The sequence below is a fragment of the Curtobacterium sp. MCBA15_005 genome (assembly GCF_001864855.1).
GTDB lineage: Bacteria > Actinomycetota > Actinomycetes > Actinomycetales > Microbacteriaceae > Curtobacterium > Curtobacterium flaccumfaciens.
In genome coordinates this window covers 35,776-60,815 of the sequence record NZ_MJGL01000017.1, presented here as the reverse complement: position 1 = coordinate 60,815, position 25,040 = coordinate 35,776, and the positions used below count along the sequence as shown (strand labels likewise).

The 25,040-nt window shown below is 70.3% G+C and carries 22 protein-coding genes; 17 read left to right on the top strand and 5 right to left on the bottom strand.

Annotated features, from left to right (window positions below; all coding sequences use genetic code 11):
* Positions 1-92: 92 nt before the first annotated feature.
* Positions 93-935: a formate/nitrite transporter family protein gene (locus tag BIU89_RS09715; protein WP_071246167.1), complete on the top strand. Its 843-nt coding sequence runs from the start codon at positions 93-95 to the stop codon at positions 933-935.
* Between the two features lie 57 nt (positions 936-992).
* Here BIU89_RS09715 and BIU89_RS09710 read toward each other — a convergent pair whose 3' ends face one another.
* Complete coding sequence (locus BIU89_RS09710) at positions 993-2,204, bottom strand: MFS transporter (protein ID WP_071246165.1); 1,212 nt, start codon at positions 2,202-2,204, stop codon at positions 993-995.
* A 98-nt stretch (positions 2,205-2,302) separates the two neighbouring features.
* Here BIU89_RS09710 and BIU89_RS09705 point away from each other — a divergent pair, with 98 nt between their 5' ends.
* On the top strand, positions 2,303-3,004 hold the full coding sequence (locus tag BIU89_RS09705) for a GntR family transcriptional regulator (RefSeq protein WP_232536575.1): 702 nt from the start codon (positions 2,303-2,305) through the stop codon (positions 3,002-3,004).
* Positions 3,005-3,083: 79 nt separating this feature from the next.
* Here the strand turns inward: BIU89_RS09705 and BIU89_RS18500 are convergent, their stop codons facing one another.
* Complete coding sequence (locus tag BIU89_RS18500) at positions 3,084-3,233, bottom strand: hypothetical protein (RefSeq protein WP_155896754.1); 150 nt, start codon at positions 3,231-3,233, stop codon at positions 3,084-3,086.
* A 228-nt stretch (positions 3,234-3,461) separates the two neighbouring features.
* Between BIU89_RS18500 and BIU89_RS09700 the strand changes: the two genes are divergently transcribed.
* From BIU89_RS09700 to BIU89_RS09670, 7 genes are all read left to right on the top strand, one after another.
* Complete coding sequence (locus BIU89_RS09700; RefSeq protein ID WP_071246163.1) at positions 3,462-4,562, top strand: LacI family DNA-binding transcriptional regulator; 1,101 nt, start codon at positions 3,462-3,464, stop codon at positions 4,560-4,562.
* Between the two features lie 206 nt (positions 4,563-4,768).
* A complete protein-coding gene (locus tag BIU89_RS09695; protein WP_254791578.1) occupies positions 4,769-6,550 on the top strand; it encodes an ABC transporter substrate-binding protein in 1,782 nt (593 codons plus the stop codon).
* Positions 6,547-7,527, top strand: a complete 981-nt coding sequence (locus BIU89_RS09690; protein ID WP_071246159.1) for an ABC transporter permease — start codon at positions 6,547-6,549, stop codon at positions 7,525-7,527. Before BIU89_RS09695 ends, BIU89_RS09690 begins: the two co-directional genes overlap by 4 nt.
* Entirely contained in the window at positions 7,524-8,465 is a 942-nt protein-coding gene (locus tag BIU89_RS09685) for an ABC transporter permease (RefSeq protein WP_027464906.1), read from the top strand. Before BIU89_RS09690 ends, BIU89_RS09685 begins: the two co-directional genes overlap by 4 nt.
* Positions 8,462-10,258, top strand: coding sequence for an ABC transporter ATP-binding protein (locus BIU89_RS09680; RefSeq protein WP_027464905.1), 1,797 nt, complete (start codon positions 8,462-8,464; stop codon positions 10,256-10,258). Before BIU89_RS09685 ends, BIU89_RS09680 begins: the two co-directional genes overlap by 4 nt.
* The gene (locus BIU89_RS09675; RefSeq protein WP_071246157.1) at positions 10,255-11,127 is read left to right on the top strand and encodes an alpha/beta fold hydrolase; all 873 of its coding nucleotides are present in this window, start codon (positions 10,255-10,257) and stop codon (positions 11,125-11,127) included. Before BIU89_RS09680 ends, BIU89_RS09675 begins: the two co-directional genes overlap by 4 nt.
* A 24-nt stretch (positions 11,128-11,151) precedes the next feature.
* Complete coding sequence (locus BIU89_RS09670) at positions 11,152-12,348, top strand: glycoside hydrolase family 1 protein (RefSeq protein ID WP_139178934.1); 1,197 nt, start codon at positions 11,152-11,154, stop codon at positions 12,346-12,348.
* 107 nt (positions 12,349-12,455) lie between these two features.
* On the opposite strand, the gene BIU89_RS09665 is transcribed toward BIU89_RS09670, so the two are convergent.
* Entirely contained in the window at positions 12,456-13,643 is a 1,188-nt protein-coding gene (locus BIU89_RS09665; RefSeq protein WP_083404291.1) for an ankyrin repeat domain-containing protein, read from the bottom strand.
* Positions 13,644-13,729: 86 nt separating this feature from the next.
* Entirely contained in the window at positions 13,730-14,914 is a 1,185-nt protein-coding gene (locus tag BIU89_RS09660; protein ID WP_071246151.1) for an acyltransferase family protein, read from the bottom strand.
* 83 nt (positions 14,915-14,997) lie between these two features.
* Between BIU89_RS09660 and BIU89_RS09655 the strand changes: the two genes are divergently transcribed.
* The 3 genes from BIU89_RS09655 (at position 14,998) to galE (ending at position 18,558) form a co-directional block, all read left to right on the top strand.
* Complete coding sequence (locus tag BIU89_RS09655; protein WP_071246149.1) at positions 14,998-16,104, top strand: polysaccharide pyruvyl transferase family protein; 1,107 nt, start codon at positions 14,998-15,000, stop codon at positions 16,102-16,104.
* Complete coding sequence (locus BIU89_RS09650; protein ID WP_071246147.1) at positions 16,104-17,522, top strand: polysaccharide biosynthesis tyrosine autokinase; 1,419 nt, start codon at positions 16,104-16,106, stop codon at positions 17,520-17,522. The genes BIU89_RS09655 and BIU89_RS09650 overlap by 1 nt, the downstream gene beginning before the upstream one ends.
* A 76-nt stretch (positions 17,523-17,598) precedes the next feature.
* Positions 17,599-18,558, top strand: a complete 960-nt coding sequence (gene galE, locus BIU89_RS09645; protein ID WP_071246145.1) for a UDP-glucose 4-epimerase GalE — start codon at positions 17,599-17,601, stop codon at positions 18,556-18,558.
* Between the two features lie 76 nt (positions 18,559-18,634).
* Here the strand turns inward: galE and BIU89_RS09640 are convergent, their stop codons facing one another.
* Positions 18,635-19,897, bottom strand: a complete 1,263-nt coding sequence (locus tag BIU89_RS09640; RefSeq protein WP_071246143.1) for a hypothetical protein — start codon at positions 19,895-19,897, stop codon at positions 18,635-18,637.
* An 83-nt stretch (positions 19,898-19,980) separates the two neighbouring features.
* Here BIU89_RS09640 and BIU89_RS09635 point away from each other — a divergent pair, with 83 nt between their 5' ends.
* From BIU89_RS09635 to BIU89_RS09615, 5 genes are read left to right on the top strand one after another with little or no spacing between them, the layout of a single operon-like run.
* The gene (locus BIU89_RS09635; RefSeq protein ID WP_071246141.1) at positions 19,981-20,733 is read left to right on the top strand and encodes a WecB/TagA/CpsF family glycosyltransferase; all 753 of its coding nucleotides are present in this window, start codon (positions 19,981-19,983) and stop codon (positions 20,731-20,733) included.
* A 41-nt stretch (positions 20,734-20,774) separates the two neighbouring features.
* Positions 20,775-21,818, top strand: a complete 1,044-nt coding sequence (locus tag BIU89_RS09630; RefSeq protein ID WP_071246139.1) for a glycosyltransferase family 4 protein — start codon at positions 20,775-20,777, stop codon at positions 21,816-21,818.
* A complete protein-coding gene (locus BIU89_RS09625; protein ID WP_071246137.1) occupies positions 21,815-23,074 on the top strand; it encodes an O-antigen ligase family protein in 1,260 nt (419 codons plus the stop codon). The genes BIU89_RS09630 and BIU89_RS09625 overlap by 4 nt, the downstream gene beginning before the upstream one ends.
* Complete coding sequence (locus BIU89_RS09620) at positions 23,071-23,937, top strand: glycosyltransferase family 2 protein (protein ID WP_027464895.1); 867 nt, start codon at positions 23,071-23,073, stop codon at positions 23,935-23,937. The genes BIU89_RS09625 and BIU89_RS09620 overlap by 4 nt, the downstream gene beginning before the upstream one ends.
* A complete protein-coding gene (locus BIU89_RS09615) occupies positions 23,934-25,025 on the top strand; it encodes an NAD-dependent epimerase/dehydratase family protein (protein WP_071246135.1) in 1,092 nt (363 codons plus the stop codon). The genes BIU89_RS09620 and BIU89_RS09615 overlap by 4 nt, the downstream gene beginning before the upstream one ends.
* The last annotated feature ends 15 nt before the right edge of the window (positions 25,026-25,040 follow it).

Sequence of the window (25,040 nt, the reverse complement as noted above, 5' to 3'; positions counted from 1 at the left end):
CGGGAGGCCCGGTGCCAGCTGGTACCGGGCCTCCCGTCCGTCTCGGCGCGATCCTGCGGGCCGCCACGAGGGCCGCGTATAGCGTCCCGGCCATGACCGACGACCGCCGACGTGAGCTCGGCACCAGCGACGCCCCCGTTGAGGACGAACTCGCGGAGTCCTTCGACGCGACCATCGAGGAGGGCGCGGAGCGGCTGCAACGGACGACCCGGGCCGTCCTCGTCACGGGGTTCTTCGGCGGCCTCGAGGTCGGTCTCGGGGTGATGGCGTACCTCGCCGTGCTCACCGAGACCGACAGCCACCTGCTCGCCGGGCTGGCCTTCGGCATCGGCTTCATCGCGCTGCACCTGGCGCACAGCGAACTCTTCACCGAGAACTTCCTGATGCCGGTCGCGGCCGTGGTCGCCCGCGAGGGGACCGTGCTGCAGCTCGTGCGACTGTGGGGCGGCACCCTCGTGGCGAACCTGGCCGGGGGATGGGTGTTCATGTGGCTCGTCGTCCAGGCGTTCCCGCAGTGGCACGCCACGCTCTCGGAGTCGGCGCACCACTACGTCGACGCGCCGTTCGGACTGCAGAGCATCGTGCTGGCGGTCCTGGGCGGCAGCACCATCACCCTGATGACGCGGATGCAGCAGGGCACCGACTCGGACCCCGCGAAACTCGTCGCCGCCGTCGCCGGAGGCTTCCTGCTCGCCGGGCTGCAGCTCTTCCACTCGATCCTCGACTCGCTGCTCGTCTTCGGGGCGATCCAGTCGGGCGCGGACATCACCTACGGGCAGTGGCTCGGCTGGCTCGGGTACACGCTGCTGTTCAACGTCCTCGGTGGGCTGGTGCTCGTGACGGCGCTGCGCCTGCTCCGGACGAAGGAGCTCATGCAGGACCGCCGCCGGGACTCCCAGGACGACCCCGAGCGCGCCGACCACGAACAGGGGTGACGGGCGCGACGGGCGGCGCAGGCTGACGGGGTCGTCCGCGGTCGGTCGCGCGAACGGTCAGTCGTGCGAGCGGTCGCGGCGGGGCACCAGCGGGACCGCCAGCAGCGGGAGCACCGCCACGATGCCGAACGACGCCGCGAACCCGAGCGCACCGACCAGCGCCCCGATGCCCGGACCGACGGCGCTCGCCGCGACGAACTGCCCGGTGTTCTGCGCCCCGAGCGCGCGGCCCGACCAGAACGGTCCCGCCGCCTCGGCGACCGACGTGTAGGCCAGCCCGTTGTCGGCGACCGTCACGCTCGTCGCGAGCACCAGGAACACCGCAGCCCCGGCCAGGTGCGTCGCGTCGACGACCGCGAGCACCGCCATCACCACCGCGGCGCTCACCGCGACGATCCGCAGGGGCCCGACGCGCGACCCGGCCCGGTCGCTCCAGCCACCGACCAGGATCCGGCCGATCGCCCCGACGAACTGCGCGGCGCCGACGAGCAGCCCGGCCGCCGGCGTCGACCAGCCGAGGCCCACGAGCCAGACGAGCCCGTACGTCGACAGGGTGAACTGCGGCACCACGAGCAGGACCGACACCGCGTGCACCCGCCACAGGAACCCGCTCGACCGGTAGGGGTTCGCGGTCGCCGTCGTCGCCACCGTGGTCCGGGCAGGTCGTGGCGGGTCGGTGATCCCGATCGCGCAGCACACGGCGAGCACCGCGCACAGCACGATCGGCAGGACCAGGGCCGCACGGATCCCGGAGCCCTCGGCGAGCTGCGGCACCGTGACCGCCGCGAGCGTCACCCCGAGCGGTTGCGACATCTGCCGGATGCCCATCGCGAGTCCCCGGCGCTCCTTCGGGAACCACCCCACCACGACCCGGCCGCTCGCGGCGTTCGTCGAGGCACTCGTCATGCCGGCGGCCAGGAACGCCAACCCGAGCAGCACCGGGTCGCCCGCAGCCAGCCAGGCGGCGACCACGGCCAGCGTGGTGAGCACGAGCCCGCCGGCGATGACGACGCGCTCGCCGAACCGGTCGGTGATCGCGCCCCAGGCGATGAGCGTCAGGACCATGCCGAAGGTCGGGGCGGCGGCGAGGACCCCGGCGACCGGCAGGGACGTGCCGCGGGTGAGCAGGTGGGGGATGAGGAGCGCCGGGGCGGACACGACGAGCGTTCCCGCCGCCTGGGCCGCGACCCCGAGGGCGAGCATCGTCCAGGCGCGGGCGGAGACCGGCGGCGTCGTGGTGGATCGCTGCGGGGCCTCTGTCGTGGGCATGGGTCGTCTCGGCCGTACGTCGTCGTTCCATGGCGGAACGGATTGGTATACCAGAACGGTATACCATTCCCGCCGTCACGCCGCTAGGCTTGTCCGCCGTGACCGACACGACCGACGCCGCGCCCGTGTCGCAGACGGCCCAGCTCTACGACAACCTGCGCGCGGCCATCCTGACCCTCGACATCGCACCGGGGGAGCGCATCTCGGAGCGGGGGCTCGAGGCGCGGTTCCACGCCTCGCGCACGCCGGTCCGCGCCGCACTGTCGCGGCTCGAGCGCGAGGGGCTCATCCTGCACGAGGGTCGTTCGTGGACGGTCACCCCGATCGACCTCGACGAGATCGCCTCGCTCGCCGAACTCCGCGGCATCCTCGAGCCCGCTGCCGTTCGGCTGGCCGTCCAGCGCGCCACCCCCGAGCAGTTGGCGGAGGTCCGCGGGCACCTCGACGCGCTCCGGCCTACCCCCGACCAGCAGGCCGGCATCCGGATGGGGTCGACGTTCCACCTCGACCTCGCCGCGCTCGGGGGCAACCGGTTCGTCACCGACGCCATCGCCGACGCCCTGACACGGCTCGAGCGCACGCGTTGGATCGAGGTCCGCACGCCCGAGGCGCGCGACGCCGCGTGGGACGAGCACAGCGCCATCATCGACGCCGTCCGCGACGGTGACGCCGACCGCGCAGCGGAACTCGTGGCCGCCCACGTCGCCGGTACGAACGACCGGCTGCTCAGCTGGATCGCGCAGGAGCGCCGACGCCTGCGTGGAGCGGGCATGACGATCGTGGGCGCGACCGAGCGCTGAGTGTCCGCGGACGTGAGCGGTCTGCGGGCGCCTACCCGGGCCTCCTGGCCGTGTCCGGGGGGAGGCCGGGCGCGAGCCGCTAGCGCAGGTCCGTCGTCTCCTGCGGCGCGTCGAGATCGTCGAACGTGCGGATCGAATCCGTGCGTTCGAGCAGCGCGTCGCGCACCTCGGCCTCGTCGTGGCTCGCGCGGAGTGCGAGCTTGCTCCCGGAACGTGTCGACTGTGACATGTCGTGTCCTTCCCCTGCGTGTGGGCAACCTGATCGGTGCGGGCACGCGGCCCGCTGGTGCGCTTCCTCACGGGACGTACTGAGGTCGGAACAGTGTCGCGCGACCCCCGCGGTCCCGCAAGCGTTTCCGGCACCGTGTGGAGAACTCCCGGGACACGGCATGCCTAGGATGGTCCGGCCGCACAGCGCGAGGCGCGGCACCAGCGGACGTCGAAGGGGAGGCACGGGTTGGCCGACCAGCGCACCGCACCTCCCACGGTCTACGACGTCGCGTCTGCAGCCGGCGTCTCCATCGCCACCGTCTCGCGCGTGCTCCGCACGCCCGACGCCGTCCGCGAGGGCACCCGGGACCGCGTGCAGGCGGCGATCCGGAGCCTCGGGTACGTCCCGTCCGGCAACGCCCGGGCCCTCGCCGGCAAGCGCACCGGCGTCGTCGGACTGCTGTTGCCCGGGTTCGACGTGGTGCCCGACGAGCGGCCGGACCTGGTCACCGACGGCGGCGTCCGCGTGGTCGACGACCGGCGGCACGTGACGCAGCCGTTCTCGTCCAACCTGTACTTCGACGAGGTCCTGCGCGGTGCCGAGACCGAGGCCTGGCAGCGGGGGCTCGCGCTCATGGTCGCCGCCGGGCGGGGGTCGTCGCGCGACGTCATCGTGAACGACGTCGCCGGCCGGGTCGACGGGCTGGCCGTGCTGGCACAGACCGTGCCCGACGACCTGCTCGAGCACGTCGCCCGACGCATCCCGGTGGTGGTGCTCGCCGACGACCGGCGCTCGCACGGGTTCGACTCGGTGAGCGTGGACAACGCCGCGGGCATGCGGACCCTGGCGTCGCACGTCATCGGCCGCCTGGGGATCCGGTCCCTCGCGTACGTCGCGGGGCCCATCGACTCGCCCGACGACATGGAGCGCTCGGCGGGGTTCCGCGCGGCGCTGGCCGACCACGGGGTGCCGGCCTCGACGGTGCGCACCGTGCACGGCGACTTCGGGCGGGCTCGGGCGCGGGAGCTCGCGGTGTCGCTGCTCGCCGACGACGTCCCACGAGCCGTCGTCTGCTCGAACGACCAGTCCGCGCTCGGGGTGCTCGACGCCGCCGCTGCGCGGGGGCTCCGCGTGCCCGAGGACCTCGTCGTGACGGGGTTCGACGGCATCGACGCCGGTCGGTTCTCGTCACCGCGCCTGACGACCGTGCACCAGCCGATGGGGGCGCTCGGCCGTGCTGCCGTCCTGGCGATCGTGGACCGGCTGGAGCGCCGCGAGGGGCCGCCGCGCGCCGTGCGCCTGCCCGTCGAGGTGCTGCTGCGCGAGAGCTGCCCGCCCGCGCTGTAGGCGTGCGGCGGCTCGCACCGTGCGAGGGGCGTGTGGTGCGAGCTTCCGTGTTCGGTGCGAGCCTCGCGATCTCGCACCACGGACGGAACCTCGCACCATGCGCGACGCCCCTCGCACCGTGCGACGCCCCTCGCCGACGGCACCTCGCACGGTGCCGCCCCGCGAAACAACACCCGCGCTTGCACGCCGCGATGTAAGCGCATACATTGAGCACGTACCGACTCGACATGGAGGTCGACCGAGCAATGACGCTTCCCCCACAGCGCACGCGCGGCACGCGTGACCCAGGCCCCCGCCGCCGAGGCCGCCTCGTCGCGGCCATCGCCGGCCTCGCCGCAGTGGCCCTCGTGGCCACCGGCTGCAGCATCCAGGTCCGCTCCGAACCCGATCCCACCATCGGCAAGGACACGATGCTCATCAACGCGGACCGCGGCAACCCGCTGTTCGACCGCAACTTCAACCCGTACATCACCAACGCCCGGACAGCCTCCAAGTGGATGTACGAGCCCCTCATCGAGGTGAACCCCCTCGACGGCAAGCGCAACCCGTGGCTCGCCAGCGCGTGGAGCCAGCCCGATGCGAAGACGATCGACATGACGATCCGCTCGGGTGTCGAGTGGTCCGACGGTTCGCCGTTCAGCGCGAAGGACGTCGTCTTCACCTTCGACCTGCTCAAGAAGTTCCCCGCCATGGACGTCAAGGGGGCCTGGCAGCACATCGGGAGCATCGAGCAGGACGGTGACCACGTCGTCTTCCACCTCAAGAGCGAGGACGTCCCGAGCCTGACGATCATCGGGCAGACGTACATCCTCGGTGAGGACCACTGGAGCGGCGTGAAGGACCCGACGACCTGGCGCGACCCGAACCCGGTCGGCACCGGGCCCTTCGTGCTCGGCAACTACACCGACCAGCAGTACTCGATGGACAAGAACCCGAAGTACTGGCAGGCCGACAAGATCGCCATCAAGCACCTCATCCTGCCGGCGACGAACACGCAGCTCGACACCGTCACCCGCGGCTACGACTGGGCGTACTCGTTCATCTCGGACGTCAAGGGCACCTGGGGTGCCGCGTCGAAGACGAACGACTGGTGGTTCCCGGCCGGCGGTGTGATCGGCCTCATCCCGAACCTCACGAAGGCGCCGTACAACGACGTCAACGTCCGCCGGGGCATCTCGCTCGCGCTGGACCGTGACGCCATCGCCGAGACCGCGTCCGAGGGCAACCTGTCGGCAGCGGGTCAGACCGGCCTGATCCTGCCGAACCAGGAGCGGTACCTCAACCCGGACATCCCCGACCAGGGGATGATCACCCAGGACCTCAAGGCCGCGAAGGCGAACTTCGCGAAGTCCGGGTACGTGGAACAGGGCGGGAAGCTCGTCAAGGACGGCAAGCAGCTGTCGATCACGATCACCACGGCCAACGGCTACTCCGACTGGCTCCGCGCGGCGCAGGAGGTCCGCAAGAACCTCGCCGCGATCGGCGTCGACGTGACGATCAGCGCACCACAGCCCGCCGGGTACCAGCAGTCGATCAACAACGGCGAGTTCGACATGGCGATGGGCGGCATGGGCAACGGTGACGTCTACCAGGCGTTCAACTCCCTGCTCAGCAGCGAGTTCTACCAGCCGGTCGGCAAGTCGACCGTCAACAACTACGAGCGGTACAAGAACGCCGACACCCAGAAGCTCCTCGACGAGTACAAGGCGACGACGGACACCGCGAAGCAGCAGGAGATCCTCGACCAGCTGCAGCAGACCGTCTACGACGAGCTCCCCGTCATCGGCATGTACTACGGCGGACTCTGGGGCCTGTTCAACACCGGCAAGTTCGTCGGCTGGCCGAGCGCGAAGGACCCCTACATGGCACCGCAGAACTACGACTCGGCACCGCTGCTCATCTTCACGAAGCTCCGGCTGCGCGACAGCGCCGCGGGCAAGCAGATCCTGCAGGAGCAGAAGGCTGCGCAGCAGGAGGACCAGAAGTGAAGTACATCCTCCAGAAACTCGTCCTCTTCGTCCTGACCCTCTGGGCCGCGGTCACGCTGAACTTCCTGCTTCCGCGTCTCATGCCGGGCAGCCCGTCGGACGCCGCCCTGGCGAAGCTCAGCCGGAACGGCCCCGTCACCGAGGCCACCAAGAAAGCCGTCGAAGCCCAGCTCGGGGTGCCGACCGGCAACCTCTGGGACCAGTACGTCAGCTACCTGCACCAGGTCGTCACGCTCGACTTCGGGGTCAGCTACACGTTCTACCCGCAGCCCGTCGGTGACCTCGTGTCGAAGGCCCTGCCGTACACGCTGATCCTGGTCGGGGTCGTCACGATCCTGGCGTTCGTCCTCGGCACCCTGATCGGTGTCGCGGCGGCGTGGAAGCGCGGCACCTGGCTCGACTCGCTGCCCACCCTGTCGGGCAGCTTCATGTCGACGTTCCCGTACTTCTGGACCGCCCTGCTGCTGCTGTTCTTCCTCGGCTACGTGCTGCACTGGTTCCCGACCACGGGCGCCTACTCGGCGACGACGACGCCCGGGCTCAACGGCGCCTTCTTCGGCGATGCGCTGCAGCACGCGGTGCTGCCGGCGGTCACGATCCTGGTGACGAGCCTCGGCGGCTGGATCATCGGCATGCGCAACGCGATGATCAACACCCTCGGTGACGACTACGTGACCTTCGCCGAGGCCAACGGCCTGCGCGGACGCACCGTGGCCATCCGCTACGCGGCCCGCAACGCGATCCTGCCGAACCTGACCGGCTTCGGTCTGGCGCTCGGTGGCGTGGTCGGCGGTTCCGTCCTGGTCGAGCAGGTCTTCGGCTACCCGGGCATCGGCTACCTGCTGTTCAACGCCGTGATCGGGCAGGACTACCCGCTCATGCAGGCCCTCTTCCTGATGATCACCGTGTCGGTGCTCATCGCCAACTTCATCGTGGACGTCATGTACGGCGTCCTGGACCCGAGGACGCGTCGATGACCAACAACGCAACCATCGCCGTGCGAACGCAAGACACGGAAGAACAAGCAGCTCCGTCCAAGTGGCGCGCCGCCGCCCGCCAGTTCGGCGTCGTCTGGTCGAACAAGAAGGCCCGGATCGGCATCATCATCCTCGGCGTCTTCGTGTTCGTCGCGGTCTTCGCCCCGCTCCTGGCCCCGTACGGCGCCAGCCAGAACGGCTTCGCCCGGTCCGCCGACGCGACGCCCGACCACTGGATGGGCACCACCGCCGCCGGCGAGGACGTCCTGTCCCAGATCATCTACGGCGCCCGCATCTCGGTCATGGTCGGCGCGGTCGCGGGCATCCTGTCCACGCTCGTCGCCGTCGCGATCGGCCTCAGCTGGGGCTACGTCCGCGGCTGGATCGCCGAGGTCATCGGGTTCATCGTGAACCTGTTCCTCGTCATCCCGGGGCTGCCCCTGATGATCGTCATCGCCGCCTACCTGCAGAACGGCGGCATCGCGGTGATCATCGCGGTCATCGTCGTGACGGGTTGGGCGTGGGGCGCTCGCGTGCTCCGCTCGCAGACGCAGTCGCTGCGCGGTCGGGACTTCGTCACCGCCGCCCAGTTCTCCGGTGATGGCGCGACCCGCATCGTGTTCCGCGAGATCCTGCCGAACATGACGAGCCTCATCGTCGGCAGCTTCTTCGGGGCCGCCACCAGCGCCATCCTCGCCGAAGCGGGCCTCGAGTTCCTCGGACTCGGCGACTCGTCGATCGTCAGCTGGGGCACGATCCTGTACTGGGCGCAGAACTCGAACGCGCTCCTCACCGGGCAGTGGATCCTGCTCTTCGCGCCGGGTCTCTGCATCGCGCTCCTCGCGATGAGCCTCACCCTGATCAACTTCGGCGTCGACGCCGTGTCCAACCCGCGGCTGCGCGACGGCGCACGGCCCCGTAAGGAGAAGCGCGCATGAGCGGCTTGCCAGAAACGCACCCGGCAGACGGCCTGGAGGCGCCCACCGGCGCCGCCACGGGCCTCCAGTCCGACGGTGGTGCCGTCCAGGGCGACGCCTCCGTCCTGCTCGACGTCCGCGACCTGTCGGTCGTCTACGAGTCGGCCGGCCAGAGTGCCGTCCAGGCCGTCGACCACGTGTCGTTCCAGCTGCAGAAGGGCGAGTTCGTCGGCCTGGTCGGCGAGTCCGGTTCCGGCAAGTCGACGCTCGGCTACGCGCTGACCCGGCTGCAGAAGCCGCCGGCGCGCACGAACGGCGGCAGCATCGTCTTCGCGGGCAAGGACATCCGCGACCTCGACGACGAAGCCCTGCGCCAGCAGCGGCAGGGCGGCTTCGCCATGGTGCTGCAGTCCGGCATGAACGCGCTCAACCCGGTGCGCACCATCCGGAACCACTTCATCGACGTCTTCAAGGCGCACGGCCACGTGTCGCGCGACCGCTGGGACGCCCGGATGAAGGAGCTCATCGAGAAGGTGAAGCTGCCGACCTCGATGCTCGCCCGGTTCCCCGGGGAGCTCTCCGGCGGCATGCGGCAGCGCGTCTCCATCGCCCTGGCGCTCTCGCTCGAGCCGCAGCTCATGGTGTTCGACGAGCCGACGACGGCGCTCGACGTCCTCGTGCAGCACGCCGTGATGGACACCATCATCGAGCTGCAGCGCACCGAGGGCTTCACGGCGATCCTGATCAGCCACGACCTCGGCATCGTCCTCGAGGCCACCGAGCGCGTCCTCGTCATGCACGAGGGCCGGATCGTCGAGGACGGCGGCTCCCGCGAGATCCTCCGCGACCCGCAGGACGAGTACACGCAGATGCTCCTGTCGCACTACGCCGACCCCCGCGCCGAGGTGGTGTCGCTGCCGGGCTTCCCGGACCGCTCGCTCCGTGCCGAGGCCGGCGAGAAGCGGCAGGAGACGACCTCGTCGTTCAGCACCGTCGGCTCCCGCGAGCGCAGTGCCGCCCGCAACCCGATCGTCGTCGACCACATCGTGAAGACCTACCCGGCTCCCCGCCGCGGTGAGCAGCCGGTGCAGGCCGTGCGCGACGTGTCGTTCACCCTGGAGCCCGGGCAGTCGCTCGCCCTGGTCGGCCAGTCCGGTTCGGGCAAGTCGACCATCGCGAAGCTGCTCACCGGCGTCGAGAAGCCGACCACCGGCACCGTCCGGTTCGGGGACCTCGACGTCGCCCGCCTCGGCAAGCGCGGCCTGCGCGACCTGCGCTCCGAGGTCCAGATGGTGTTCCAGGACCCGTACTCGGCGCTCAACCCGCTGCACACCGTCGAGTACACGCTGTCCCGGCCGATCGCGAACTACACCGGGCTGACCGGCCGCGATGCCCGACGCCGGGTGCTCGAGCTGCTCGAGACGGTGGGGCTCACCCCCGTCGAGCAGTTCGCGCAGAAGCTCCCGCACCAGCTCTCCGGCGGGCAGCGGCAGCGCGTGGTGATCGCCCGGGCGCTCGCGAGCGACCCGCAGGTGATCATCGCCGACGAGCCGGTGTCGATGCTCGACGTGACGCTGCGTGCCGGTGTGCTCGCGCTGCTCGAGGACCTCCGCGAGCAGTGGGGCGTCTCGCTCCTCTACATCACGCACGACCTGCTGAGTGCGCGGCTCATCACGGACGACATCATGGTGCTCCACGAGGGCGCCGTGGTCGAGCGGGGTCACACCGCCCAGGTGCTGCAGGACCCGCAGGACCCGTACACGATCGCCCTCCTCGACGCTGTTCCCAACCCGCGGAGGACCCTGCGCGCATGACGAACCTGCACGACTTCCCGACGGTCCCGCCGTTCGGGCACCTGCCCACCCCGGACGGCGTCGACGTCGTCGGGATCGACGTCCCGGTCGGGCGGCTCACGGCCTACCGGATCGTGCCCGAGGGGGTGTCGAAGGGCACCGTGCTCATCGTCCCCGGCTACACCGGCTCGAAGGAGGACTGGCGGACCTTCCTGCCCGTCCTCCGCGACGCCGGGTGGACCGCGGTCGCGATCAGCCGGCGCGGTCAGGCCGACTCGGCAGCACCGACCGAACCCCGCGACTACTCCCTCGACGAAGAAGCCGCCGACGTCGTCCGGGTCGCACGCCTGCTCGACGACGGCGCCCCCGTGCACCTGATCGGGCACTCGCTCGGCGGTGTGATCGTCCGGGCTGCCGCGCTCCAGGACCCGACGGCGTTCCGCGACGTCGTGCAGTTCTGCTCCGGGCCGCACGGGTGGCCTTACCGCAAGGTCGCCGAGCTGACGATCCTGCACGACACCGGCGGGAACCTCCGGCAGCTGTTCGACTCGACGAACCCGCTCTGGGCGTACCGGCCCGACGACGAGCTGCCCGACGACGTCCGGATGGTGCGTGACCGCTTCGACGCGACGAGCCCGCTCAGCGTCGTCGCCGGCGGCCACATCCTCGAGGACCACACCGACGCGTCCGACGCCCTGCGCGCCACCGGCCTGCCGGTCCTCGTCGCCCACGGCGAGTGGGACAACGCCTGGCCGATCCCGTGGCAGCGGGCGATGGCCGAGCAGACCGGCGCCGAGTACGTCGTCATCCCCGCGAGCTACCACGGTCCCCAGGTCGAGAACCCGCTCGGGACGGTCGCCGTCTTCGACGCATTCCTGAGCCAGCACTGACTCGAACACGCACTGAAAGGCACCATCATCTCCACGCTGCAGTTCCCCGACGGCTTCCTCTGGGGTGCCGCCACCGCCGCCCACCAGATCGAGGGCAACAACGTCAACAGCAACTGGTGGGTGCACGAGCACGAGCCGGACACCACCATCGTCGAGCCCTCGGGTGACGCGGCGGACAGCTACCACCGGTACCGCGAGGACATCCGCATCGCGGCCGAGCTCGGGCTGAACTCCTACCGGTTCAGCATCGAGTGGGCCCGCATCGAGCCCGAGCGCGGGTTCGTCAGCCGTGCCGAGGTCGACCACTACCGCCGCATGGTCGACGCCTGCCACGAGTTCGGCATCGAGCCGATCGTCACCCTCATGCACTTCACCGTGCCGCGCTGGTTCGAGCGCGACGGCTTCTGGCGGGCACCCGACGCAGCGGACCTGTTCGCCCGCTACACCGAGGCCGCGCTCCCCGTGGTGCAGGACGGCGTCCGCTACGTCTGCACGATCAACGAACCGAACATCGCGGCCATGCTCGCCGGCGGCGAAGACGCGGCCAACCTGGTGGCCTTCGGCCTGCCGAACCCGGACCTGGGGGTCGCCGACGCCCTGCTGGCCAGCCACAAGCGGTCGCGCGAGGTCCTGTCACAGGTGTCGGGCCTCCAGTCAGGGTGGACCGTCGCGACCCAGGCCTTCAAGTCCAACGGTGAGCCGGGCGCGGACGCGATGCTCCGCGAGTACGGGTACCCGCGCGACGACTGGTACCTCGAGAACGCCGCGGGCGACGACTTCCTCGGCGTGCAGGCTTACACCCGCACGTTCATCGGTCCGGACGGGCCCCTGCCCGTCGCGGACGACGTCGAGACGACCCTCACCGGCTGGGAGTTCTACCCCGAGGCCTCGGCCGACGGGCTCCGCAGCGCGTGGGAGCTCTCCGGTGGTGTCCCGCTGATGATCACCGAGAACGGCATCGCCACCGCCGACGACCCCCGCCGGCAGGCGTACACGCAGGGCGCTCTCGAGGGCATCCACCGCTGCATCGAGGACGGCATCGAGGTCCTCGGCTACCAGCACTGGTCGCTCCTGGACAACTACGAGTGGGCTTCCGGTTTCCGCCCGACCTTCGGGTTGGTCGCGTGGGACCGCGAGACCTTCGAGCGCACGCCGAAGGACTCCGCCCGCTGGTACGGGCGGGTCGCGCAGGCGAACGCCCTCGAGTCGGTCACCGTCTAGGACGGTCGACCCCGCAGGCGCGCGGCGGACGGGAGGCCCTGCTCCCGTCCGCCGCGCTTCGTCGTGTCCGGCACGGGTCGGCCCACGGGCCGTGGTGCGGACAGCGCTCAGGCGGCGGCGAGCAGGTCGGCGACGGCCGTCTCGCGGAGCAGCTCCGCGCGGTCCGCAGCGGTCGAGCCCTCGTCGTCGGCGGCGTCCCGGTCGACGTCGAGCGACAGCACGACGCGGACCGTGTCGAGCTCGCCGGAGTCGACGGCCGCGATCAGCAGCGTCGCGCCCCGTGACCCGCGCGCCCTGGTGTCCGCACCCGCGGCGGCGAGGGCACGCACGATCGCGGCGTGCCCGCCCCACGCAGCGCGGACGATCGGGGTGTTGCCGTCGCCGTCACGGGCCTCCAGGTCGGCGCCCGCTGCGACCAGCACGTCGACCGCCCGTCGCGCGTCGCGGTCGATCGCCAGCGTCAGCGGCGTCCGCCCCTCGGTGTCCTCCAGCTGCAGTGTCGCCCCGCGGCGCAGGAGTTCCTCGAGCATCTCGGGGTGGTCGAACCACGCGGCGGCGTGCAGCGGGGCGAAGCCCCAGCGGGGGTCGACGTCGTCGACGTCACTCGCGTCGTCGGCCAGGTGCAGCCCGCCGAGGTCGCCGTAGGCCGCGGCACGCACCACCTCGGTCGCCCACTCCACCCAACCGTCCGGCACCGGGCCGTGCCAGCCGCGTGCCGGGCGCGACTCGAGGCCGGAGTACACGGACTCGGCGACGCTCCGGATCGCCACCCGGACGCCCCGGAACCGGATCGCGACCTCACCGACGGGGGAGATCAGCAGGCGGAGTTCCCAGGCGTCGTGCTCGTTCAGGTACTCGAGCTCGCCCCGGGCGACGTGCGCGTCACCGGCGAGCAGTGCCGCGGCGTCGACACCCGGCGGGTCGATGACGGCGTCCCGCAGCCGGAGCGACACCCTGGCGTGGTTCCAGCGGCGCCACAGGCCGCTCGGGGTGTCGAGCACCTCGTCGTTGCGGACCACGATGTCGGCGTGCACGACGACCGGGTCCGGCACACCGTGCCCCGGCAGGTCGACGGGAGTCGTCACGTCGTCCTCGTCGGCGTCCGGGTCGACGACGGCGTCGGCGGACTCCACGACCCAGCGTTCGATCCGTGAGTCGGTCCACTTGACCGTCAGGAGCGCGGCGATCGTCGGCGGGGCGTCCTCGAGCAGCCGGGTCACGTGTTCGCGCTGGCCGTCGAAGTCCTCGAGGGAGACGTAGCCAACGGAGGGCCAGTTCACTCGACTCCATCGCACGGGACGACCCTACCCGGCAGTGGTCCGTCTCCCCGCGGAGGGCCGCGTCGCGTGCTCTCGTCCAGCTCCGCAGTTCTCCACAGGTGTCACCCTTCCGGAGCAGCGCCGTCCGGGATGTGAGATGTTGAAGACATGCCGCCGCGGACCGTCCCCCGAGTTGCGGTACGGGCTGCGTCCAGGGGTCCTGATCGCGCGACTGCTCGGCTCGAGGACCTGCGGCCACGGCCGGAGCGAGCCCCGGGGAGCAGCAGGCGGCTGGCTCCGCGAGTGAGCGGACGGTCGACGAAGCGGTGGGCGAGCGGCGCCACGGCGAGCATGGCACCGGCGGTGATCGTGACGACCACGAACCACGGCACCCAGTACGCGCCCACGGCGGCGAGTGCTGCGGGCACCACCGGCGCCAGGAGCGGGTGAACGAGGTACAGCGCGTACGAGGCAGCGCCGCCGGCCATCACCCAGCGGGGCACGAACCGGCCGATCCGATCGTCCAGCCAGACCGCCGAGAACACGACAGCGGAGATCACGAGCGGGACGACGGCCGCCGAGACCTCGAGCCGCTCGGCTCGCAACGAGGCCAGGGTGCCCATGCAGACCGCGATGCCGCCGAGCGACAAGACGGTCAGGACCGGTCGTCGTGCTCGCCACCCGCGGGCGATGACCATGCCGGCGAGGAAGTAGAGCGTCACGTCATCGGCGTAGAACCACCATGCTGACCCGGTGGCCGGGCGCAGGAGTGACGCGGCGGCCGCGAGCGTGAGGATCGGTGCGCAGAGTGCCAACGGGTCGATCCGGATGGCCAGGGCGAGCGTCATCAGCGCGTAGAACGCCATCTCGAAGACCAACGTCCACCCGACGCCCCAGAGCGGATGGATGGCACCGGCTTCGTCGTGACTGGGGATGAACAGGTACGACGCAAGGACCGTGCCCGGGCTGAGGGCCGAGTTGACCACCAACGAGCCGGCCAGGACCACCGCGGCGACCTTGATGGTGGTCATCAGCCAGTAGAGCGGGACGACCCGCGCGAGCCGCGCCCGGGCGAACCGGTGCCAGGACCCCGGCGCCTGACCGAGGTCGTCGCCGACGAGCACCATCACGAAACCACTGATCGCGAAGAACAGCCAGACGCCCAGTCCGCCGATCCGGTCGAGCTGCGGGGTGTGCTCGTCGAAGCGCTCCGCCGAGTAGTAGCACGCGTGGACGATCACCACGAGGGCGGCTGCGACGTACCGCAGGGCCTGGATGAGACGGAAGGGCTGCTGTCGCGTCGGCATGTCGCAATTCTACATGCAAAATACAAACATACGTGATGATATCGGGCGCGCGCTATGGATATCGCACGTGATATACTAATGACATGACCACACGAACCGCAGCGCGCGAGGTCGTCTACCTCGGCTGGACGGGGCACGGCAACTACGGCGATGAACTCCTCCTCGAGACCTGGCGTCTCGCCCTCGGCATCGACGCCGTCTCGCCGGTGACTCGACGGGAGCGACTCGCCGACGTCCGGAGCGCGATCCACTCGTACCGCACCGGAGGTCGTACCGAGCGGATGCTCCTCCTCGGTGGCGGGACGGTGCTCGGCTTCCAGAACTGGGCACGGCACGTGGCAGATGCTGCTCGGGTGTACCGCGCAGACGCAGTGGTCGCACTCGGAGCCGGGGCGGCTGAGTCGACCGACACGTTCGCCCTGGGCCTGCAGGGGCACGACTGGCGGCGCTGGTCGGAGCTCCGATCGATCTTGCTCGGTGTCCGCGGTCCACTCACAGCGGTGGAGTGCGAGCGGGCCTGGGGTCGTCCTGCGGTCGTCGGCGACCCCGCTCTGCTGTACCCGGTCGTGGCGGGCATCGAACACGTCCACGACGCCGACGGCCCGGTCGGTGTGAGCGTCGGCGCTGATCCGGTGTCGCGGTTCGACCCGCGGTCGGTCGCAGCGGCGGTGTGCAGGATGACCGGAGCGGACACCGAGATCGTGTTGTTCGCGCTGTCCCCGAACGACCTCGCCGCCTGTCGAACCCTGCAGTCCGAACTGCACCGCCCGTCGCGGATCCACCGGTTCGACGGCGACGTCCGCGCAACGACCTCGGAGATCAGCCGGTGCAGTCTCATGCTCACCGAGCGACTGCACGGCGCCGTCGCCGCGGTCGGCCTGGGCGTCCCCACGGTGCCGCTCGCCTACGCCTCGAAGTGTGACGACTTCTGGCTCAGCGTCACGGGTGAACGGCCCACGGTCGTTCCGGGCTCGACGGAGCAGCAGATCGTCGATGCTGCAATGCGGGCACTCGACCCCCTGGAGCGCTCGGCGACCCAGGCGCTGGCGAGCACGCTCCGCCAGCGCCTCGTGGTCGGGGTGCAACGGATAGCCGACTGGCGCGAGGGCGTCACCACGACCGACCAGCTCCGCGAGCCGCTCCCGTTCGAGACGGTCGAACCCGCTGGTGCCAACGGAGGTGTTGCCTGATGGAGGCTCAGGAGTACGTCCGGATCCTGCGGAAGAGCTGGCTCCTCATCACGGCGACGGCGCTGCTCGGCATCCTCAGCGGTGGTGCGCTCGCTGCTGCGTCGACACCCGCCTACACCGCGGCGACCCGTCTCTACGTCTCGGTCCGTGCGCAAGAAGGCGCCGCCAGTACGGATCTGAACCAGGGGACGAGCTTCGCGCGACAAGCGATCTCCACCTACGTCGACGTCGTGAACAGCCCGATCGTCCTCGATCGCGCCGGACGCGAGCTGGAGCCGCGCATGACGGCAGCCGAACTCGCGCCGCTCGTCAGCGCTTCGTCCCCTGCCAACACCGTGCTCCTCGAGGTCTCCGTGACGGACACCAGCGCGAAGCGTGCGGCCGAGATCGCGAACGCCGTCGGGGAGTCCTTCGCACGCGTCGTGTCCGAGGACCTCGAGAAGCCGAGCGTCGGGCCGTCCCTCATCGCCGTGAAGACGATCGCGCCGGCAACCGTACCGAGCGCGCCGAGTGCTCCACGGATCCCGCTGATGCTCGCGATCGGCCTCGCGGTGGGTCTCGTGACCGGGGTGGGGATCGCGGTGCTCCGGACGAACCTGGACACGAGGGTCAGGACCGCGGAGCAGATCGAGGCAGTCGCGCGTCGCCCCTACCTGGGCGGGATCTTCGTCGATCCGGACGCCCAGAAACGCCCCCTCATCGTCCACGCCGACCCGAGGAGCCCACGGTCGGAAGCCTTCCGTCGACTCCGGACGAGTCTGCAGTTCGTCGGTCTCGGCGACGCTGGCCGCTCGTTCGTGGTGACCAGTTCCGGGCCGGGCGAGGGCAAGAGCTACGTCGCAGCGAACCTGGCCATCGCCCTTGCCGAGACCGGAGCGAGTGTCGTCCTCGTCGATGCGGACCTCCGGCGCCCCCGTGTGGCTGACTACCTCGGCATCGAGGGGAACGCCGGGCTGACGGACCTGCTCATCGGACGTGCGGAGATCGCCGACGTCCTGCAGCCGTGGGGTGAGCAAGCGCTCTCGGTGCTCCCGTCCGGACGCATCCCCCCGAACCCGAGCGAGATGCTCGGCTCCGCTGCGATGCGTGCAACCGTGGAACACCTGGAGCGCAACTTCGACTACGTCGTGATCGATGCGCCTCCGGTCCTGCTGGTCGCCGATGCCGCCGTGCTCAGCGCGGTCGCCGGCATCCTCTTCGTGGCCGCCGCCGGCAAGGTCCGCAAGGCGGATGTCATCGCGGCACTCCGGGCGCTCGACGCGGTCAAGGCGGTCACGTTCGGCGTGGTCGGCCAGATGCTGCCGCTGCGCGGTGCCGGTGGTGGGTCCTACGGCAAGTACGCCTACTACGACGGCGACACCCCGGTGATCGAGCCGGTGCCCGAGGAGCGGCGCGGCCGACGCGGTCTGACCACATGACCCACGGTGTCAGCTCGACCGTCGCGCGCCCGGTCGGCGCCGCCCTCACCGACCCCGAACCCTCTGGGAGCTGAACTTGTCAATCCTCGTCACCGGCGGCGCCGGGTACATCGGCTCGCACGTGGTGCGCCTCCTCGAGGAGCGAGGCGAGTCGGTCGTCGTGGTCGACGACTTCTCGAGCGGCCTCAGGTCGCGGGTCGGAGCCGTCGTCGTCCAACTCGACCTCGCGGCCGCCGACGCTACGTCAGCACTCATCGACGTCATGCGCGAGCACGACGTGTCCTCGGTGATTCACCTCGCAGCCCTCAAGGACGTCGCGGAATCGGTCGACGAACCGGAGCGCTACTACAGCGTCAACGTCGGAGGACTCGGGCATCTGCTCGAAGCGATGCGGTCCGTCGGCGTCACCCGAATCGTCTTCTCGTCCTCGGCTGCCGTGTACGGCGATGTGCAGGACGTCGTCGTCACGGAGCGGACCCCGTGTTCGCCGATCAATCCGTACGGCCAGACGAAGCTGATCGGTGAGTGGATGCTCGACGCAGCGCACCACGCCTGGGGGCTGCGGGCGATCTCGCTGCGCTACTTCAACGTCGCCGGCGCCGGATGGGACGACCTCGCGGACACGGCTGCCAAGAACCTCATCCCGATCGTGGTGGATCGGATCCTTCGCGGTGAGTCACCGGTCGTCTACGGCGACGACCATGACACCCCGGACGGCACCTGCATCCGCGACTACATCCACGTCGCAGACCTCGCACGGGCGCACCTCGCTGCGGTCGACACGCTCCGCGACGCCAGCGACTTCGCCGGCCCGGTCAACATCGGCACGGGCAAGGGGGCGTCCGTCCGAGAGGTCGTGGCCGAGGTGAGCAGCGCCCTCGGACGACCGAGCACCCTGCGGGTCGCCGCAGCTCGTGCTGGCGATCCCGCCGCGGTCGTCGCGGACCCGTCCGTCGCAGCCGATCAGCTCGGGTGGCGGGCTCGTCACGGTCTCGACGCGATCGTCCGGTCCGCCCTCGGAGCAGTCCACTCCTGACGCACGCTGATGAGCGCGCTGTCCGCATCGACGCGCGGAGCGCCCGGGATCCGCTGCGTTCTCGGCTCGGGACCCGTCAGAGTCGCCGCGACACGGGCGCCCAGCGGAGCACGGCATGGAGCGCAGGGAAGACAACCCACGGCGCGGTCGCGGCGATCAGCCGGACGGGCACAGCGATGTCCGACGGTACGGCGACGAGGATGCCGAGCGAACACGCGAGCGTGATGACCCGCACAATCGTGAGCTCGGCGTTCGATCGGCGGTAGCGCTGGAACGTCGAGAACACGGTGCTGGTCCACAGTGCTGCCACCAGGAGGCAAGCGACGACGCTGAACGGGACTGCGTCGGAGAGCGCGGTCAGGTGGATGGCGCTCAGGACGAACGGCACGACCGCAGCAGCCGTCGTGCCCCAGAGCGCGCCGGCCAGGATCGCGCTCGCGGCGATCGTGGCGGGGAAGGCGAGCGACCGCATCCGTGCGCGGAAGGACGACGGCACAGCTCGAGTGGGATCCCGGTGATCGGCCGATCGCTCCTCGAGCGCTCGGCCTCGCATCGAGCGGATGACGGTCGGGGAGAGTCCTGTCTGCAGCATCTGGAACGGTCCCGCGATGAGGGTGGTGCAGCTCCGGAATGCGCCGGCCACGGCGAGTGACGTCGATGCGCCGAGCGCGATCACCACCGCGCTCATCGTGGTGCCGATCAGGACTCCGTCGAGCGCGAGGAACGGGATGTCCCGCCGGTACTCGTCGAGGAAGGCCCGGACGCTCCACGACCGGGTCGGGCGTCCGCGCAGTGCGAGTCCTGCGGCACCCACTCCGTACGCGATCGTCATCGCCACCGGCAGCGCCACCGACGCGTCGACGCCGGGCAACAGCCCGACAGCACAGAGTCCAGCCAGGACCACCATCACCACGGCGTCGGTCGAGACGACGCGGCCGTAGCGGACGGCCGACATCTCGACCGATCGTGTCGTGTCGTACAGGGCGTACGTGACGAGTGCGGCTGCGAGCGCGAGTCCGGATGCGGCGGTTGCGAGACCGAGACCGACGACCGCGATCGTGATCGACGCGGGAGCCGCTGCGACGAGGGTGAGCAGCACCGCAGCGCGGCGTGCGGCTCGAGACCGTTCCGGGTCGCCTGACAGGTAGATGACGACGGGCAGCGCTCCGAACCCGCGTACGAAGCCGGCCGCCATGAAGAACACGGAGAGCAGAACGGCGAAACGGCCCCATCCGTCGGGAGTGAGGCGGACGGTGCCGACGATCGTGATGCCCATCTGGCCCAGGCTCAGCATCGCCTGAGCGGCGAAGGGGAGCGCGAGTCGGCCGAGTCGCTGCATGTTCGCGCCTCTCTCATTATGGATGTCACGTGTTAGTATATCACCGACCCGTGGGGGACCCACCTGATGAATGAAGGACCGAGATGCTGACATTTGCCGAGTTCGAGCGAACCGAGATCGCGGGCGTGCCGATCATCGTCGCGACCCGTGACGAAGCGATCGAACAGATCGCGGCGGTCGCGCAGAGCGGTGGTGCCGGTGACGTCCACCTGGCGAACTCGTACGTGATCTCCCTCACCGCGCAGGACGAGGACTACCACCGGCTCATCGCCTCCGGGGCTGCCGTCTACCCGGACGGGAAGCCCCTCACGTGGGTGTCGAGAGTGCTCCCGGGCCGCGCGCTGTCGCAGGTCAGGGGCCCGTCGCTGTTCCCGGACATGATGGACCGGGGGCGGAGCCTGGGACTCCGGCACTTCTTGCTCGGCAACACGGACGAGGTGCTGGCATCCCTCCGCGCCGAACTCGAGCGGCGGTACCCGGGCGTCTCGATCGTCGGGACGCACCGCTCGTACTTCCGGCCGCTGACCGACGACGAGCTCGCCGCGCAGGACGCCGAGATCGTCGCCGCTGATCCGGACATCATCTGGGTCGGGCTCGGCACACCGCTGCAGGACGTCGAGACGCGACGGATAGCCGAACACCTCGGGAAGGTCGCGATCGGGGTCGGGGTGGCGTTCGACTTCATCGCGGGGACGAAGCCAGTGGCTCCGGAGTGGATGACCCGTGTCGGGCTGGAGTGGGTCTTCCGGCTCGCGAGCGAACCGCGCCGTCTCTGGAAGCGCTACCTCATCGGGAACTTCGTGTTCCTCCGCGCGGCCTTGCGGCGACGCCGATGACCGGGGGACGCGTGGCGGTCGTCAGCCAGGTTCCTCCGCCCGTGCACGGCCAGACCGTGATGACCCTCCGTTTCCTCGACGTGTTGGAGCGGCTGGGGCGACCGTCACGACTCATCGACCGTCGGTTCAGTGCGACGGTCGCCGAGGTCGGTGTGCCGTCGCTGCGCAAGGTGGTCGCGGTTGTCGGACTGCTCACCCGTGTCGTCTGGACGAGCGTCCGTTTCCGGCCCGAGGTGGTCGTGGTGTTCGTCACCACCCGGGGCGGATCGTTCCTCGTCGACTGGGCCGTGTCCGAGCTCCTGCGGCTCTTCCGGAGTTCTCTGGTGCTCTACGTGCACTCGGTCGGCTTCGAGGACCTCCGTCGTCGAGGTCGGTTGTGGGCGTGGTGTGTCGATCGTCTCCTCGGCTCGAGCGACCGGATCGTCACACTCGGTCCGTCCCTGCTCGCAGACCTGCCGGGCCGCGCTGCACTGTGTCTCGCCAACACTCCGGGCCCGGTGCCGGCAGTGACCACCGCGGCCGACCCGTGCAGCGTCCTCTTCCTGTCGAACCTCATCCCCGGCAAGGGCGCCGAGGATTTCGCGCGGATCGCCGGCCTCCTCCTTGGTCGCTCCGGGACCGAGCGCTGGCGTTTCACGGTGGCGGGTTCGCCCGCCGATGCAGCCGTCGTCGCAGCGGTCGAACGGGAACTGGTCGACGCTGACGCCACGGCGCGTGTCGCGGTCGTGGGCGCGCTCGGTGCGGCGGAGAAGTGGCAAGCGTTGGCGGCGTCGACGTGTCTTGCCTTCACGTCGTCGCTCGAAGAGGCGCAGCCGTTGACGATCGTCGAGGCGTTCGCGAGCGGCACGCCTGTGGTCGCGTACCGCGTCGGCGGCGTTCCGGACCTCGTCGAGCACGGTGTCAACGGCTTCCTCGTCGACGTCGGCGACGATGATGCGTTCGCCGATGCCATCGAGTCCCTGATCGGAGACCCTGCACTCCGCGGACGTCTGTCCGCTGGTGCCTCGCGGACCTTCTCGGCGCGTCTGTCCGAGCACGCCTACACGGACGCCTGGCGACACGTCCTCGACGAGAGCACCCGATGAGCGTCCGTCCCGGCACGACGTTCCTTCCGAGCCGTCGATCGTTCCGAGGGCACCGCTGGCGAGCCCCTGCCCTGCCCTGGCTCACCTGGGTGGCGGTGGCGATGGCGGTCGTGATCGACGCGAGTGGCCGTGTCGGTCTGGGGCCGGTGAGCCTCTCGGCGTTCATCTCGGTCGGCGTCATGGCGGTGCTCATCGGGCTGGCCCCGCTCGTCGTGGGAGCGGGCCTCGCAGCCGTTCCCCTGCCGTTCCTCCTGTTCTACGGCTTCGTCGTCGTCCGTCTCGTCTTCGCGCCCAACCCCGACGGGCTCCAGAACGCAGCGATCCTCACCATGTTCACCTTCGGCATCGCGTTCTCGGCGCGGTCGGCGACGGTGGAGGTCGCCGGCGCGACGCTCCGGGTGTTCGCCGGTGTCGGTGTCCTGGTCGCCGTCGTGTTCGCCGTCGGCAGTGTGTCCGGTGCGGACGTCTACATGACCCGTGCGTTCGCCCTCACTGCTCTCGTGCTGCTGGCCGCTGCGGTCGTGCTGCCACCGACGGACCTCCTCGCCCGTGCCGCTCCGTTCGTGATCGTCGGGGCCATCGTGCTCAGCCTGTCCCGGACGGCGTCCGCGATCAGCATCCTGATGTTGGTGGGACTCGTCGTCCGGCTCCGCCGAGGACACCGGCTCCTGCTCGCCTGTGGCGCGGTGACCGGCGTCGCGCTCGCCACGTGGGCGCTCCTGTCGACGTTCGCACCGCTGCGTGATCGCTTCCTCGTCGGTGACAACGCGGTCGAGGTCGGTGGCCTCGCGATCAACACCTCCGGCCGTTCGGCGCTCTGGGAAGCAGTCAGCCAGAACGCGATGCACGCGCCCTTCCTCGGCCACGGCCCGGGGTCGGCGGTCGTCTTCGTGACGGAGCGGTTCGGTGGGATCACCCAGCCGCACAACGAGTACCTCCGCGTCCTGCACGACGAGGGCCTCGTCGGACTGATCCCGTTCGTCCTGGGTTGTCTGCTCGTGCTCATCCGTGTCATCAAGCGGATCGCACGGACGGACCAGCCGATCCACTGGGCCGCGCTGTTCGCCCTGACGGCGACACTCGCTGCCGCCGCCACGGACAACGTCCTCGTCTACCCGTTCGTCCTGCTTCCCGCCTCGGTCCTCATCGGGCTGTCGCTCGGTCTCCCGGTCGGTCTCTCCGAGCAACCGACGACGGGAGCGCGCGCACGAGAGCCTCGAATCGGCGACCGCGGACTCCTCGGAGCATCCCGATGACCGGTCGCCCCGACATCGCAGTCGTGATGAGCGCCTACAACGCCGTCGACACGATCATCCCCGCCGTGCGCTCGCTCCTCGACCAGACCGAGGTCGCCCTGGAGGTCGTGGTGTTCGACGACGGATCGACCGACGGGACCGATCTCGCGCTGGGATCACTCGCCGATCCGAGGCTCCGCGTGATCCGTTCCCCGCACAACGTCGGTCGATCGGTCGGACGCGACCGCGCCATCCGAGCGACGACCGCAGCGGTGATCGCGATCGCTGACGCGGACGATGTCGCGCTTCCTGGAAGGCTCGCGGCACACGTCCGACAGCTCCGGGGAAACCCGCACGCGGTCGCGACGTTCGGCAGGCTCGTCGAGCAGCGTGGCTCGCGGACGATCCTCGCCGATCGGTTCCCGCCCGACTCCGATGCCGTCGACGCGATGTTCGAGCGCGGTCAGATGCCGGTGGCGCACCCGGCGAGTGCGTTCCGCCGCGAGTGGTACCTCGACACCGGCGGGTACGACCCACAGATCCGTTGGTGCGAGGACTACGACCTGTTCGCACGCGGATGGCGCCCAGGAGCCGTCGTCCCCGACCGCGCACCCGTCGTGGTCTACGCGTCCCCTGGAGCCGTCCGGCCGTGGCGCTACTGGTGGGAGAACGAGCGGCACCGTCGTGCGATCACCGCCCGTGTCCTCGCGGCCGGCCGCTCTCGAGCGGGTGCGACTCCCATCGCGCCCTACCTCCGTGCTGCCAGCGCCCCACCACGTCGCGCCGTCGAGGTGCTCCGGTACGTCGCTGTGTCAGCTCGCGACGCCGTTCGCGAGCGTCGGCGTCTCCACCGTCCCACAGAAGAAGGAAGCGGAAACAGATGAACACCACCAAGACCGTCCTCATCACCGGGGGTGCCGGCTTCATCGGCTGCGCCCTGTCCCAGCGGCTCGCGAGTTCGTTCACCCGCTGGGTGGTGGTCGACTCGCTGCACCCGCAGGTACACCCCGAGCGAGTCCGACCGGATGGACTCCATGACTCGGCAGAGCTCGTGGTTGGCGACATCACGAAGAGCGCGACCTGGGACCGTGTGCTCTCGGACATCCGCCCGGACATCGTGATCCACCTCGCCGCAGAGACGGGAACAGCGCAATCGCTCGACGAGGCTTCGCGTCATGCCGAGGTGAACGTCGTCGGCACCACGCGCATGCTCGACGGGTTCGGTCGTCTCGGCATCGTCCCCGAGCGGATCCTGCTCAGCAGCAGTCGCGCCGTGTACGGCGAGGGGCGCTGGGTCTCCGAGCGGGGGGACGTCCGGTACCCGGGCCAGCGCAGTCACGGGCAGCTCGAGCGTGGGGCGTGGGACTTCGACGGACTTGTGCCGCTCCCCGCCCGCGCCGGCGACAACGTCCCGCATCCGACGAGCGTCTACGGATCGACCAAGCTGTCGCAGGAGCAGATCCTCGCGGCATGGGTGGGCGCGCGCGACACGGCGTTGACCGTGCTGCGCCTGCAGAACGTGTTCGGTCCCGGTCAGTCCCTGACGAACAGCTACACCGGGATCGTCTCGTTGTTCTCGCAGCTCGCCCGCGCCGGTCGGAGCATCCCGATCTACGAGGACGGCGAGATCACCCGCGACTTCGTCTTCATCGACGACATCGCCGACGCCTTCGTCGCTGCGCTCGGGACCGCTCGCTCGGTCGGGACCACGACGTTCGACGTCGGGTCCGGCGTTCCTTCGACGATCAACGATCTCGCTCGGACGATCGCTCATCACCACGGAGCACCCGCGCCGCACGTCACCGGGGCGTTCCGTGACGGCGACGTCCGGTTCGCCGCGTGTGACGTTGCTCCGACGGTCGCTGCGCTCGACTGGCAGCCGCAGTGGAACCTGGACGCCGGCGTCGTGCGCCTGCAGGACTGGATCGACGGCCAGCTCGGAACGCCGGTCGAGGCACTGATGGCTGGCTGAGGCGCTCGCACGAGA

What these genes read in the sequence shown, in the direction of transcription:
- BIU89_RS09660 (WP_071246151.1), bottom strand. Translation starts at nt 14,914, where the DNA reads ATGCCGACGCGACAGCAGCCCTTCCGTCTCATCCAGGCCCTGCGGTAC.
- BIU89_RS09615 (WP_071246135.1), top strand. Translation starts at nt 23,934, where the DNA reads ATGAACACCACCAAGACCGTCCTCATCACCGGGGGTGCCGGCTTCATC.
- BIU89_RS09650 (WP_071246147.1), top strand. Translation starts at nt 16,104, where the DNA reads ATGGAGGCTCAGGAGTACGTCCGGATCCTGCGGAAGAGCTGGCTCCTC.
- BIU89_RS09685 (WP_027464906.1), top strand. Translation starts at nt 7,524, where the DNA reads ATGACCAACAACGCAACCATCGCCGTGCGAACGCAAGACACGGAAGAA.
- BIU89_RS09680 (WP_027464905.1), top strand. Translation starts at nt 8,462, where the DNA reads ATGAGCGGCTTGCCAGAAACGCACCCGGCAGACGGCCTGGAGGCGCCC.
- BIU89_RS09710 (WP_071246165.1), bottom strand. Translation starts at nt 2,204, where the DNA reads ATGCCCACGACAGAGGCCCCGCAGCGATCCACCACGACGCCGCCGGTC.
- BIU89_RS09655 (WP_071246149.1), top strand. Translation starts at nt 14,998, where the DNA reads ATGACCACACGAACCGCAGCGCGCGAGGTCGTCTACCTCGGCTGGACG.
- BIU89_RS09620 (WP_027464895.1), top strand. Translation starts at nt 23,071, where the DNA reads ATGACCGGTCGCCCCGACATCGCAGTCGTGATGAGCGCCTACAACGCC.
- BIU89_RS09675 (WP_071246157.1), top strand. Translation starts at nt 10,255, where the DNA reads ATGACGAACCTGCACGACTTCCCGACGGTCCCGCCGTTCGGGCACCTG.
- BIU89_RS09640 (WP_071246143.1), bottom strand. Translation starts at nt 19,897, where the DNA reads ATGCAGCGACTCGGCCGACTCGCGCTCCCCTTCGCCGCTCAGGCGATG.
- BIU89_RS09635 (WP_071246141.1), top strand. Translation starts at nt 19,981, where the DNA reads ATGCTGACATTTGCCGAGTTCGAGCGAACCGAGATCGCGGGCGTGCCG.
- BIU89_RS18500 (WP_155896754.1), bottom strand. Translation starts at nt 3,233, where the DNA reads ATGTCACAGTCGACACGTTCCGGGAGCAAGCTCGCACTCCGCGCGAGC.
- BIU89_RS09715 (WP_071246167.1), top strand. Translation starts at nt 93, where the DNA reads ATGACCGACGACCGCCGACGTGAGCTCGGCACCAGCGACGCCCCCGTT.
- BIU89_RS09625 (WP_071246137.1), top strand. Translation starts at nt 21,815, where the DNA reads ATGAGCGTCCGTCCCGGCACGACGTTCCTTCCGAGCCGTCGATCGTTC.